Raw genomic sequence first — 13034 nt, 5'->3', positions numbered from 1 at the left:
GCCGCGGCCCATCGGCAACGACTGACAAACCGAGTGCGCAGCGACCGACGCCGGGCCGCGGCCGGGCGCGCAACACTGGATTCCGAACCAACGAGGACTCACGATGGCAAACAGCAGCATCCTGGGCGGCGAGCGCGCCGCTGTACAACCCAGCGGCCGGGGCTCCGACCTGCTCGGCCCGAGCGACAGTTCCGACAGCGGCAGCGACGCCCAGGGCGAACTGGGACCGGACCAGATCAACAGCGACACCGACCGCTTCGGCACCGGTGAGCGCGCCTCGGCCGACCTGGCCGACTCGGGCAGCGGCCTGGACATCCTGCCCGACCACGTGGACCGCGCCAGCCGCGGCGGCGCCGAAGGCGAGCTGGAGGTGGCGGACCTGGCGATGGACGAGGACGAAGACGACGGCGCCGAGAGCGACCGCTCCTGATCGCCGCATGCCAGCCAAGCGACAGGCAACCCCCGACCCCCGGATCCAGCAGACCCTGCAGCAGCGCTTCGGACTGAAGCGGCTGCGGCATGGGCAGAGCGAGGTGATCGAGCGCGTGCTGGCCGGTGCCAGCACGCTGGCCATCATGCCCACCGGCGCCGGCAAATCGCTGTGCTACCAGCTGCCGGCGCTGCTGCTGGAAGGGCGCACCGTCGTCGTTTCGCCGCTGATCGCGCTGATGAAGGACCAGTGCGAGGCGCTGCAGGCGCTGGGCATCGACGCGGTGCAGTTCAACAGCGCGCTCGACGCGCCGGACACCAAGGCGGCGCTGGCCGCACTGGCCGAAGGCCGCACGCGCATCGTGCTGACCACCCCGGAGCGGCTGGCCGATCCGCAGTTCATCGACCTGCTGGCGGCGCAGAAGACCGCGCTGCTGGTGGTCGACGAGGCCCACTGCATCTCGCAATGGGGCCACGACTTCCGGCCGGCCTTCCTGGAGATCGGCCCGCTGCGCCGCAAGCTCGGCGCGCCGCCGGTGCTGGCCCTCACCGCCACCGCCACCGAGGCCGTCACCAGGGACATCGCGCAGCAGCTGGGCATCCCGGCCGGCGGCGTGCTCAACACCGGCTCCTACCGGCCCAATCTCTACCTGCGGGTGGAACAGGTGGCGCGCGAGGAGGACAAGCTGGAACGGGTGGCGGCCATCGTCGCGGCCACCGAAGGCAGCGGCCTGATCTACACGGCCACCGTGAAAGCGGCGGTGGAAGTGCATGAGGCGTTGCTGCTCAAGGACGAATCGGTCGGGATCTACCACGGCAAGCTGGGCGCGGCGCAGCGCCACGCGGCGCAGGAAGCATTCATGTCGGGCGCATGCCGCGTGATGGTCGCGACCAACGCCTTCGGCCTGGGCATCGACAAGCCGGACATCCGCTTCGTCGTCCACTACCAGATGCCGGGCAGCCTGGATGCGTACTACCAGGAGATGGGCCGGGCCGGCCGCGACGGCCAGCCGGCCACTTGCAGCCTGCTGTTCCTGCGCAGCGACAAGGCAGTGCAGCAGTTCTTCCTGGCCGGCCGCTATCCGACGCCGGCCGATCTCGACGCGGTCTATCGCGCCCTGCTGGAGCAGCCGCCGCCGGACGCCGGCGGCTGGACGCTGGACCTGCTGAAGGAACGGCTGCAGCGCCCGCGCACCAAGCTGCAAGTGATGCTGAGCCTGCTGCGGCGCCAGAAGGTGGTGACGCAGGACCACGCCGGCGTGCTGCGGCTGGCGCGCGAAGGCCTGGACCAGGCGGCGCTGGAAGCGCTGATGACGGCTTACCAGGACAAGCGCGAACTGGACCACGACACGCTGGAGCGGATGGTGTTCTACGCGCAAACCGGCCAGTGCCGCTGGCAGGTGCTGCTGCAGTACATGGAGGACGAGGCACCGGCCGAACGCTGCAAGCATTGCGACAACTGCCTGCGGCTGGCCCGGCACGAACAGCAGCAGGCACTGGCGCAGGCCGCAGAGCCGGACCCGCTGCGCCAGGCGCCGGAGCCGGAACCGAAGGCGCCGACCACGGTGACCTTCAGCAAGGGCGACACGGTCAAGGTACGCCGCTACGGCGCGGGGCTGGTCGCCGATGCCGATGCCGTGTCGGTGACGGTCGAATTCGCCGATGGCAGCCGGCGCAGCTTCCAGCCGGAGTTTGTCGCGCCGGGGAGGCCGCATCGCGCGAACCTGTCATCCCGGGCTTGACCCGGAATCCAGACGCCTGGTTGGCGCGGAACCCGAACGGCCGGTCGATCAAGGAAGAAGCGTCCGCGCCGGTCGGAGTCGGCCCGTCTGCACACCGGCGGCGCGGTGCCGGGGCCTCCTTTTTGATCGACGGCCTTCGGCCTTCGGACTTTGGACTTCGGCCCTGCGCCGGCGTCTGGGTCCCGGCTCAAGCCCGCGACGACAGCGCTTTCAGCGCGCCAGCGTCGAAGCGCCGAACAGGCTGGCGATGAACTCCACCGCCAGTTCGGCGGTGCGGTTGCGCACGTCCAGCGCCGGGTTGATCTCCACCACGTCGAGCGAGGCGAGTTGCCCGGTGTCGGCGATCATCTCCATGCACAGCTGCATCTCGCGGTAGGTCGGCCCGCCGCGCACGCCGGTGCCCACGCCGGGGGCGTCCAGCGGGTCCAGGCAGTCGAGGTCGAAGCTCACGTGCAGGTGGGTGTTCTCGTCCACGTCCTGCAGCGCCTCGGTCATGGTGTTGCGCATGCCGTGCTCGTCGATGTGCCGCATGTCGAACACCTGCAGCCCGAGCTGGCGGATCGCCTGCTTCTCCTCGGCGTCGACGCTGCGAATGCCGATGAAGTCGATGTCGGCTGCCGACAGCGCCGCCGGCGAACCGCTCCAGCCGGTCAGCTGCGGCGGCCCCAGCCCCAGCAGCGAGGCGACCGGCATGCCGTGGATGTTGCCGCTGGGGCTGCTGGCCGCGGTGTTGACGTCCGAATGGGCGTCCAGCCAGATCACCCGCAGCAGCTTGCCGTGCTGGCGGCAATGGCGGGCGATGGCGCTGATCGAGCCGATCGCCAGGCAATGGTCGCCGCCCATCAGCAGGGGGATGCGCTGCTGCGCCAGCGTCTCGGCGACCGCGGCGAACACCGACCGGTTCCAGGCCACCACCTCGTCCAGGTGCCGCAACCCGCCTTGCGGCGTGTCCCACGGATTGGGCGGGCCGGCGAGGTTGCCGCTGTCCACCACGTCCAGCCCGTTGGCGCGCAGCACGTCGACCAGGCCGGCCACCCGCAGCGCGTCCGGCCCCATGCCGGCGCCGCGGGTGCTGGCCCCGACGTCGGTGGGCGCCCCGATGAGGTTGACCGTTTTCAGCATCGGGCGATTGTGCGGGCAATCGCCGGGATTGGGGCGTCCCTGCCTGGCTTCTTCAGCCCGCCTGCAGCCGGAACACCGGCTTGCGCTCGCCCACCGGCGTGCCGCGCCAGTTGGCGATGACCTCGGCGCGCCACGGCAGCAATTCCTCGCGCTGGCGTTCGTCCAGCCAGCCCAGCTGGTCCAGCGCGGCGACGCTGGCGGCGAACAGCGCCGTCTTGTTGCCGTCGGCAATCTTGATCGCGATGCCCTGGCCGCGGCTGCGGCTGGCGATCGCCTGCACGCCGTCGGCCCCGACCTTGCTGACCCAGTCGCCGCGGCCAGCGCGCATGAAGGCTTCGTCGTTGCGGCCGGTGCCCGAGACCAGTTCCGGATGCGCCACCATCGCGTCGGCCAGCTGCGCGAAGCTGGCGCCGAACTCGCCGTCCTGCGCGCCGCTGGCCAGCCGCGCATAGGCGCGCGCCAGGCCCGCCAGCGGCATCGCGTAGTTGGGCGCGGAGCAGCCGTCGATGCCCAGCCGCAGGTCCTGCGGCGGCACCCCGGCGGCGCGCGCCACGTCGCGCCGGATCGCCTCTTGCAGCGGATGCGCGGGGTCGAGGTAGTCCTCCAGCGACAGCCCGTGCTGCACGCAATAGGCCAGGAAGCCCGAGTGCTTGCCGCTGCAGTTGTGGTGGCGCTCGTCGATGTGCGCCGGCGCCGGGCCGACACCGAGCTCCACGTAGTAAGGCACATGGCAGCCGCACTGCAGCCGCTTGTAGCTGAGCCCGGCGCGGTCCAGCATGTGCTGCACCTGCGCCACGTGCATCGGCTCGCCGCTGTGGCTGGCGCACAGCATGGCGATGTCGCGCTGGTCGAAGCCCAGCTTCGCCGGTCCGTCGGCTTCCATGAACGGCAGCGCCTGCAGCGCCTTGAGCGTGGAGCGGGTGAAGGTCATCGCCTGCGGGTCGCCCGCATGGGCCAGCAGCCTGCCGGCAGTGTCGACGACGGCGATCGCGCCGGCATGCTGGCACTCCAGCGTATCGCCGCGGGTGAGGTCGATCAGGGGGACATAGGTGCTCATTCGCCGGATTATCGTAGTGGCCGACAATCCCGCCATGACCGACCTCCGCTCCCCCCTGCAAGCCCAGATCGTGCAATGGCTGGTGCAGCCCGGCGCCAGCGTGCGCGCCGGCGAGGTGGTGCTGATCGTCGAGGCGATGAAGATGGAGCACGAGCTGCGCGCGCCGGCCGACCTCACGGTGCGCGAGCTGCTGTTCGCGGCCGGGGAAACGGTGGACCAGGGCGCGCCGCTGTGGCGCGCCGAGGCATGGTCGGCCGCGGCCGGCGGCGGGCAGGAGCAGGACGAGGCCGTCGACATCGCAGTTGCGGGCGCGGTCCGTCCGGACCTGCAGCGGGTGATCGACCGCCACGCGGCGACGCTCGACGCCGCCCGCCCCGAGGCGATGGCCAGGCGCCACGCGCTGGGCCTGCGCAGCGCGCGCGAGAACATCGCCGCCCTGTGCGACGCCGGCTCCTTCATCGAATACGGCGCGCTGGCGGTGGCCGCCCAGCGCAGCCGCCGCAGCGAGGAGGACCTGGTGCGCAACACGCCGGCCGACGGCATGGTGACCGGCATCGGCGCGGTCAACGGCGCGCAGTTCGGCGACGCCGCCCGCGCCGTGGTGATGGCCTACGACGCGACGGTGCTGGCCGGGACGCAGGGCATGCGCAACCACCAGAAGGCCGACCGCATGCTGGGCATCGCGCTGGCGCAGCAGCTGCCGGTGGTGCTGTTGGCCGAAGGCGGCGGCGGCCGGCCGGGCGACACCGACATGCCGATCGTCGCCGGGCTGCACGTGAGCACCTTCGCCAGCTATGCGCGCCTGAGCGGCCGGGTGCCGGTGGTCGGCATCGTCGCCGGCCGCTGCTTCGCCGGCAATGCGGCGCTGCTCGGATGCAGCGACGTCGTGATCGCCAGCCGCGCCAGCAACATCGGCATGGGCGGCCCGGCCATGATCGAGGGCGGCGGCCTGGGCGTGTTCCGGCCCGAGCAGGTCGGACCGGCCGGCGTCCAGCACGGCAACGGCGTGATCGACGTGCTGGTCGAGGACGAGGCGGCGGCGGTGCAGGCGGCGCGCCATTACCTGTCGTTCTTCCAGGGCCGGCTGCAAGACTTCGCCGCGCCGGACGCGGTGGCGCTGCGCTCGGTGGTGCCGGAGAACCGGCTGCGGGTCTACGACAGCCGGGCGGTGCTGCACGGCATCGCGGACGAAGGCTCGCTGCTGGAACTGCGCACGGGCTTCGGCCGGGGCATCCACACCGCGCTGGCCCGCATCGAAGGCCGGCCGGTCGGCATGCTGGCCAACAATCCGCTGCACCTGGGCGGCGCCATCGATCCCGACGCGGCCGACAAGGCGGCGCGCTTCATGCAACTGTGCAACGCGCACGGCCTGCCGCTGGTGAGCCTGGTGGACACGCCCGGCTTCATGGTGGGGCCGGAGATCGAGGCCCAGGCCCAGGTGCGGCATGCCAGCCGGATGTTCCTGGCGGCGGCGAACCTGCGGGTGCCGTTCTTCAGCGTGGTGCTGCGCAAGGGCTACGGCCTGGGCGCGATGGCGATGGCGGCCGGCGGCTTCCACAGCCCGCTGTTCACCGTTGCCTGGCCCAGCGGCGAGTTCGGCGCGATGGGGCTGGAAGGCGCCGTGCGGCTCGGCTATCGCAAGGAGCTGGAAGCGCTGCCCGAGGGTCCGGAGCGCGAAGCGCTCTACCAGCGGCTGGTGGACCGGCAATATGCCGACGGCGCCGCCATCCACATGGCGCAGACGCTGGAGATCGACGCCGTGATCGACCCGGCGCAGACCCGCCACTGGCTGGCGCGCGGGCTGGCGTCGGCCGGCGCCGTGCCGGCGGCGCGCTCGTCACCCGTGGACAGCTGGTAGCCGGCCGGCCTCAGAGCCAGACGCTGTTGCCGTGCGGCATTTCCAGCGTGGTCTCCGGGCTGGCGCTGAACACCGCGCCGAAGGCGATGCTGAGCACCGAGACGAAGACCCCGGCGAAGAAGGCGGTCCAGAAACCCGAGACCTTGAAGCCCTTGATCAGCCAGGCGACCAGCAGCATCATCAGCGCGTTGATCACCAGGATGAACAGGCCGAAGGTCACCAGCGTCAGCGGCAGCGTCAGGATGATCAGCAGCGGCTTGACGACGGCGTTGGCCAGCCCCAGCAGCAGGGCCGAGACCACCAGCGCGCCGGTGCTGTCGAACTTGATGCCCTTGAACAGCAGGCTGGCCAGCCAGAGCGACACCGCGGTGACGGCCCATTGCAGCAGGAAGTCGGTCATGCGGAAAGGCCTGGGTCGAGCGGGCGGGAGTGCCTTGCGCGATTCTGCCAGCCCGCGGCGCCGCGCTCAGAGCGTTTCCAGTTTCAGCAGGATGCGCAGCACCTCCGCCACGCTCCAGGCCTGCGCCACGCAGCCGCGCGGCGTGTAGGGCGGCTCGGCGTCGAAGATCTCGCTGATCGAGCCGATGCAGGCCTCGCCCAGGTGCGGCACGAAGCCGGCGATGGCCTGGCGCAGGCCGTCGGCGTCGCCCGGATGGACCTTGAGCCAGGCGTCGGCGAACGGGCCGGCCAGCCAGCCCCACACCGTGCCCTGGTGGTAGGCGGCATCGCGGGCGCGCAGGTCGCCGTCGTAGCGCGGCTTGTAGTCGGGATGGCCGGGTGCCAGCGAGCGCAACCCGACCGGCGTCACCAGCTGCGCGCGGGCCACGTCCAGCACGGCGCGCCAGCGGGCTGGATCGAGCACCGGGTTGGGCAGCGAGACGGCGAACAGCATGTTGGGCCGGATCGCCGGGTCGTCGCCCTGCTCGCCGTCGACCACGTCGAACAGGCAGCCGGTCTGCGGATTCCAGAAGCGCGCGTTGAAGCTGGCAGCGACGCGCCGCGCCAGCTGCTGCATCGCCTGCGCCCGCTCCTCCTGGCCTTCCTCGCGCCACCAGCGCTGCATCAGGCGCAGCGCGTTGTAGAACAGCGCGTTGATCTCCACCGCCTTGCCCCGGCGCGGCGTCACCACCCAGCCGTCCACCTTGGCGTCCATCCAGGTCAGCTGGTAGCCCTCGGCGCCCTGCCGCAGCAGGCCGTCGGCCGGGTCGACGCCGATGCCGAAGCGGGTGCCGCGCACATGGTGCTCCACGATGTCCTGCAGCACCGGCAGCGCCTGCCGCAGCGTGGCGCGGTCGCCGGTGACGTCCACGTAGCGGTCGATCGCGTGGAAGAACCACAGCGTGGCGTCGGCCGTGTGGTACAGCCCCTCGTTCTTGCCCTCGGGGAACATGTTGGGGATCAGGCCGTCCTTCACGTAATGCTGGAAGGTGCGCAGGATGTAGCCGGCCTCGGCGTGGCGCCCGGTGGCCAGCGTCAGGCCCTCCAGGCTGATCATGGTGTCGCGGCCCCAGTCGGTGAACCAGTGGTAGCCGGCGATCACGGTGCGGGCCTGGTCGCCCTCGGCCTCGGCCCGCGCCGCGTCGGCCTGCCGGCTGAACGGCAGGATGATGAACTGGTCGGCCGCCAGCACCAGCTGCGCCGCGACGCCGCTGCGCACGGCCGGATGGGCCTGCTGCAGCACGCGCTCGCGCCGCCCGAGTTCGGCATGCAGCACTTGCTGCGGGCTCATCGCCAGCGCCGTGTCCCAGCTGTCGGTGGAGGCGGTGAGGGTGCATTCCTCGCCCGGCGCCAGCCGGATGTGGAAGCGCCCCGGCGACCAGACCGGCCCGCGGTCCTCGTAGCCTCTGCCCGCTTCCACGCGGTAGAAGAACTCGGTGGCGGCGCCGCCGTCCAGCACCAGCTCCGCGGCATGGCCCTGCAGCACCATGCGCAGCGGCGGCAGGTGCTCGTGGTGCAGCGAACGCAGCTCGTAGCGCCCGCCCACGGCCTTGAGCTCATAGCCGCCCTCCAGCGGGTGCGAGACCGGGGCCTCGTGCGGGCGGAAGTTCATGCGCGGACGCAGCACCAGGTCCACCGGCGCATCCCCGTGCAGCAGCCGGTAGCTCACGTGCACGGTGTTCTGCCGGTACGGCAGCACCACGCGCTTTTCCAGCACCGCGCCGCCCAGCTCGTAGCGCCACACCGGCAGCCCCCATTCGAGCCGGAAGCCGGTGAGGATCTCGGGAAACTCGCCATGCGCGGGTGTCGACTCCTCGCCCGCCAGCCGCACCTGGCGCCCGCCGGGCAGCTGCAGGAATTCCGCCAGATGATTGAACATCACCATCCGCCCCAGCGGCGACGGCAGCGCCGCCACCAGCAGGCCGTGGTAGCGGCGGGTGCTGGTGCCGGCCACCGAGCCCGAGGCGTAGCCGCCCAGGCCGTTGGTCACCAGCCATTCGCGGGTCAGCAGCCGTTCCTGCGGCTGCTCGGCCTGCGGCCACGGCATGGTGTTGAGGATCGATTCAGGCATCGGCCGCCTCCTTCCGGTCGGCAGGCGCCAGCACGGCCAGCGCGTGGGGCGCCAGGCGCCAGGTGGTTTCGGTTTCGGGCTCGGCCATGCCGTCGCCGCCGTAGCGCGGGTCTTCGCTGTTCCACAGCAGGCGCCAGCGCCTGCCTGCGGGCGGGGCCAGCAGCGGCTCCGGCGCCGGCACCAGCGGCAGGGTGGCGCCCAGGTTGACGACCAGCAGGCGGTCGTCGCCGTCCCGGCCCAGGTACCGCAGCATGAAGGCTTCCGGCCCCAGCACGGCGCCATGCAGGCGGCTCGCGTCCTGCGCCGCGAACACCGCGTCGTCCCGCCGCAGCCGCAGCAGGTCGCGGTGCAGCGCGACCACCTGCGAATTCGTTTCGCGCTCGCGGTGATCGAGCTTGCAGCGCGCGAAGGTCGCCGGGTCCGCCGGGTCGGCCAGCAGGGTCCGGCCGGCGCGGCTGCCGATGTCGGGAAACTGCGCCAGGAAGTCGCTGCGTCCTTGCCACACCTGCCCGATCAGTTCGTCCTCGTGCCGCGCGAAGTAAAGGAACGGCGCCGACGCGGCGAACTCCTGTCCCTGGAACAGCATCGGCGTCGCCGGCGCCAGCAGCAGCAGCGCGGTCAGCGCGCGCAGCCGGCCGGGCGAGGTGCGCTGGTGCAGCCGCTTGCCGGTGGCGCTGTTGGCCACCTGGTCGTGGTTCTGCAGGAAGTTGACGAAGGCCAGCGCCGGCAGGTCCAGCGCCGGCGTGCCGCGCCGCTGCTGCTGCCAGCCGTAGTACTGGCCCTGGTACAGGTAGCCCCACTTGATGCCGGAGATCAGCTCCTGCGGCGTGCCGCGCGTCTCCGAGTAGTAGGCGTCGCTCAACCCGGTGGCAGCGGCGACCATGCTGTGGTGCAGGTCGTCGTTCCACAGCGCGTCCAGTCCGCAGCCGCCCTGCGCCGGCGGGCGCACCAGGCGCGCGTGCTGCGGCTCGTTCTCCGCCGCCAGATACACCGAGCGCGCGCCGGCGGCGCTCCTGGCGCGCTGCGCGATCTCGGTGAGCACGTGGGTCGGGCTGGCGTCGTGGATCGACTGCGTCGCGTCCAGCCGCAGCCCGTCGAAGTGGTACTCGTCGATCCAGTAGCCGGCGTTGGCGATGAAGAATTCGCGCACCGCGGCGCTGTGCTCGCCGTCGAAGTTGATCGGGTCGCCCCATTCCTTCTTGTGGCGGTCGGTGACGTAGTCGCCCGAGAACCTGCCCAGGTAGTTGCCGCTGGGGCCGAAATGGTTGTAGACCACGTCCAGGATCACGCCCAGCCCGAGCGCGTGGGCCCGGTCGATGAAGGCGCGCAGCTCGTCCGGCCGGCCGTACAGGCGGGTCGGGGCGAACAGGTTGACGCCGTCGTAGCCCCAGCCGAAGGGGCCGTTGAACTCGTTCAGCGGCATCAGTTCGATCGCCGTGACGCCCAGCTCCTTCAGGAACGGCAGGTGCCGTTGCGCCGCCGCGTAGCTGCCTTCGGGCGTGAAGGTGCCCACGTGCAGTTCGTACAGCACCTGGCCGTGGCGCTGCAGGCCGCGCCACTCGCCGTCGGTCCATGCGAAGGCGCAGGGATCGACGATTTCCGACGGGCCGTGCGGCCCTTGCGGCTGGAAGCGCGACGCCGGGTCGGGCCAGGCGTCGCCGCCGTCCAGGCGCAAGCGGTAACGTGCACCGGCGCGCGCGTCGGGCACGACGCCGGAAAAATAGCCGCCGGGTTGCGGCTCCAGCGGCCAGGCAGCGCCCGGGCCGTCGAACACCACCTCCAGCTGCCGGGCCGCCGGCGCCCAGACCCGGAAATGCGCCCCGGCGCCGGCGAGGAGCTCGGCACCGACCGGAAGGCGGCGCAGGGGACACAACGGGGCGGAGCCTGATTCACGCGATGCGGATTGCACGCGTTAATTGTGCAGGAGCCCCCCGCTGCACGGGGCCGGCTGAGCTTGTAAAAAGCGCTGGAAAAGGCTCAACCCGCCTCGGCCGCATGCAGCGGCAGGCGAACCGTGAACGTGGTGCCGTCCACCTCGTCGGACCGCACGTCGATCGAGCCGCCATGGGCCAGCGCGATTTCGCGCGCGACGAACAGTCCGAGCCCGAGGCTGGTGCGCGGCCGCTCGTCGTCATCGCCCGCCGGCAACTGGATCAGCGGCTTGAAGATCGAGCGCCAGGCGCTTTCCGGTATCGGCGGCCCGTGGTTGGTGACGCCCACCACCAGGTCGTGCTCCACCTTGGCAGCACTGATCACCACCGGCAGCCCCTTGCTGCCGTATTGCGCGGCGTTCACCAGCAGGTTGGCAAACAGCTGGTGCAGGCGCACCGGGTCGAAGGAGCCGGCCAGGTCGCCGCTCGCGTGCACCTCGAAGGCCGTCGACGGGTGGGTTGCGGCCGCATCCTCCGCCGCTTCCTCGCACACTCTCTTCACGTCGGTCGGCGCGCGCAGCGTCGGCATCTTGCTTCCGAGCTGGGTGCGGGTGAAGCCCAGCAGGTCGGCGACCATGCTGGTCATCAGTTTCGCGCTGCGCTGCACCCGTGCGGCGATGACGGGCACCTGGTCGGCCTCCAGCCCGGGCCGCAGCAGCAAGGTCGCGGCCATCGACATCGTGGACAGCGGCGCCCGCAGGTCGTGCCCGAGCACGGCCAGGAACAGTTCGCGCGACTGGTCGCCGCGGGCCGAGTAGGTCACGATCGATTCGGCCAGCGCCTGGTCGATCGCCTCGTTGAAACGCACCATCTCCTGCACCGTCGCACCCGACATCAGCCTCACGTTGGGCAGCCACAGGCGCAGCACGGTGGCGCGCAAGGCACGGAACTCCGCGGCCAGCTGCACCAGCGAGAAATCGCTGACCTGGCGCTGCGTGCCGTGCACCGCGGCGGCGCTGCGCAGGTCCTCGGGCGCCTGCCCCTGGGACTTCTCTTCCTGCTGCTCGGCGCTCTGGCGCGTCTCGATGTCCAGCGCGATCTCCTCCAGGATCGGCCTGGCATGGTCCTGCAGCGCGAGCACCGACATGTCGTGCGTCGCCGGGCCCAGCGTCCGGGCGAAGGCCACCCATTCGAGCAGGATCTCGTCAACGTGCTCGGTGATGAAGACAGACAGTTTCACGGGGTTTCCTCGGCATGCGCAAGCGGCGCACCCCGAACGTTACTCCATGCCTTGCGGCCGCGCACCGGGGCACTAGCGCATCAGCGCAACGGCCCCCGAGAACGTGAGGAAGGCGGCAGCCGTGGTCAGCAGGATGATGCGCGCGATGCGCCCGGTGTCGGCGCCGAAGCGCTCCGCCAGCAGCGAGACGTTGCTGGCGCTCGGCAGCGCAGCCACCAGCACCATCACGGTGAGGGCGAACTTGGCCAGCGGCAGGCCGAGATAGATCGCGGCGGCGCCGACCATCAGCACCAGCAGCGGATGGACGACCAGCTTGATCAGCGCGACCGGCACGAAGTCGCGCAGCGGCATCGGCGCCTGCTCGCGCTGCGCCGCCATGGCCTGCGAGCGCGCCAGCACCGCGCCGATGGTGAACAGCGCCACCGGCGAGGCCGAGTCGGCCAGCAGCCCGATGGTCTGCATCACCGGCTTGAGCGGCTGCATCTGCAGCGCCGACGAGATGCCGCCCAGCACGATCGCCCACGGCATGGGGTTGAGCGCCACGCCCCGCAACGCATTGCTGGCGGCGCGCGACGCCCCGTGCTGGTCCGCGCCGTCGAGCCGCGACAGCGCCACGCACAGGGAGGTGGTGACCAGCAGGTCGACCAGGATGGTGAGGATCGCCGGCCCGGCCGCGCCGGCGCCCAGCAGCGCCACCAGCAGCGGCACCCCCATGAAGCCCGTGTTCGGAAAGGCGGCCACCAGCGCGCCGAAGGCGGCGTCGTTCCAGCCGATGCGCCGGTTCATGCTGACGGCGACGACGAAGGCCACCAGCACCAGCGCGCACACCAGGTACACGGCGATGGCCGAGCCATCGAGCAGCTGCGCGATCGGCGTGCTGGCGCCGAAGCGGTACAGCATGCAGGGCAGCGCGAAGTACAGCACGAAGCTGTTCAGGCCCGAGATCGCCTCGAACGGCAGCATCCGCCGGCGCGCGGCGACGTAGCCGCACAGCACCAGCGCGAAGAAGGGAAAGGTGATCAGCAGGACGTCGAGCACGCCGGATTGTCTCAGGCGCTGCGCGTTGGCAGAAAACCAACAGCCGTCGATCAGGAAGAGGCCGCGCCATGCCCCTTGGCGCAACGGCCTTGGCCAGCGCGCCAGCGTCTGGATGCCGGATCGGGGTCCGGCATGACAGTCCCCTGGATCGACGGCTGTTTCCGGAGT

The 13034-nt window shown here is 71.3% G+C and carries 9 protein-coding genes and 1 pseudogene; 3 read left to right on the top strand and 7 right to left on the bottom strand.

Annotation, left to right across the window (positions count from 1 at the left end; translation table 11 throughout):
• The first annotated feature begins 103 nt into the window (after nt 1-103).
• Both ACFPOE_RS06625 and ACFPOE_RS06620 read left to right on the top strand, forming a co-directional pair.
• A complete protein-coding gene (locus ACFPOE_RS06625; RefSeq protein ID WP_376849222.1) occupies nt 104-430 on the top strand; it encodes a hypothetical protein in 327 nt (108 codons plus the stop codon).
• Nucleotides 431-437: 7 nt separating this feature from the next.
• Nucleotides 438-2171 (top strand): RecQ family ATP-dependent DNA helicase, encoded by a 1734-nt coding sequence (locus ACFPOE_RS06620; protein WP_376849221.1) that lies wholly within the window; start codon nt 438-440, stop codon nt 2169-2171.
• 210 nt (nt 2172-2381) lie between these two features.
• Here the strand turns inward: ACFPOE_RS06620 and rocF are convergent, their stop codons facing one another.
• Together rocF and ACFPOE_RS06610 are read right to left on the bottom strand one after the other, a co-directional pair.
• Nucleotides 2382-3293 carry an arginase gene (gene rocF / locus ACFPOE_RS06615; RefSeq protein WP_376849220.1) on the bottom strand — a complete coding sequence of 304 codons (912 nt, stop codon included), beginning with the start codon at nt 3291-3293 and terminating at the stop codon, nt 2382-2384.
• A 52-nt stretch (nt 3294-3345) separates the two neighbouring features.
• Entirely contained in the window at nt 3346-4350 is a 1005-nt protein-coding gene (locus ACFPOE_RS06610; RefSeq protein WP_376849219.1) for an asparaginase, read from the bottom strand.
• Nucleotides 4351-4393: 43 nt separating this feature from the next.
• Between ACFPOE_RS06610 and ACFPOE_RS06605 the strand changes: the two are divergent.
• A pseudogene (locus tag ACFPOE_RS06605) lies at nt 4394-6208 on the top strand (carboxyl transferase domain-containing protein); the annotation flags it as partial.
• A 10-nt stretch (nt 6209-6218) separates the two neighbouring features.
• Here ACFPOE_RS06605 and ACFPOE_RS06600 read toward each other — a convergent pair.
• From ACFPOE_RS06600 to ACFPOE_RS06580, 5 genes are all read right to left on the bottom strand, one after another.
• A complete protein-coding gene (locus tag ACFPOE_RS06600) occupies nt 6219-6608 on the bottom strand; it encodes a phage holin family protein (protein WP_376849218.1) in 390 nt (129 codons plus the stop codon).
• 66 nt (nt 6609-6674) lie between these two features.
• Complete coding sequence (locus ACFPOE_RS06595) at nt 6675-8717, bottom strand: amylo-alpha-1,6-glucosidase (RefSeq protein WP_376849217.1); 2043 nt, start codon at nt 8715-8717, stop codon at nt 6675-6677.
• A complete protein-coding gene (gene treZ, locus ACFPOE_RS06590; protein ID WP_376849216.1) occupies nt 8710-10590 on the bottom strand; it encodes a malto-oligosyltrehalose trehalohydrolase in 1881 nt (626 codons plus the stop codon). The genes ACFPOE_RS06595 and treZ overlap by 8 nt, the downstream gene beginning before the upstream one ends.
• Before the next feature lie 104 nt (nt 10591-10694).
• Entirely contained in the window at nt 10695-11828 is a 1134-nt protein-coding gene (locus ACFPOE_RS06585) for an ATP-binding protein (protein WP_376849215.1), read from the bottom strand.
• A 72-nt stretch (nt 11829-11900) separates the two neighbouring features.
• Nucleotides 11901-12866 carry an AEC family transporter gene (locus ACFPOE_RS06580; protein ID WP_376849214.1) on the bottom strand — a complete coding sequence of 322 codons (966 nt, stop codon included), beginning with the start codon at nt 12864-12866 and terminating at the stop codon, nt 11901-11903.
• Nucleotides 12867-13034 lie beyond the last annotated feature (168 nt).

It is taken from the genome of Caenimonas terrae, assembly GCF_042655405.1.
In the GTDB taxonomy this organism is placed as follows: domain Bacteria; phylum Pseudomonadota; class Gammaproteobacteria; order Burkholderiales; family Burkholderiaceae_C; genus Ramlibacter; species Ramlibacter terrae_A.
Note: the sequence above shows the minus strand (reverse complement) of the source record. Positions and strands in the feature narration are given on the sequence as shown.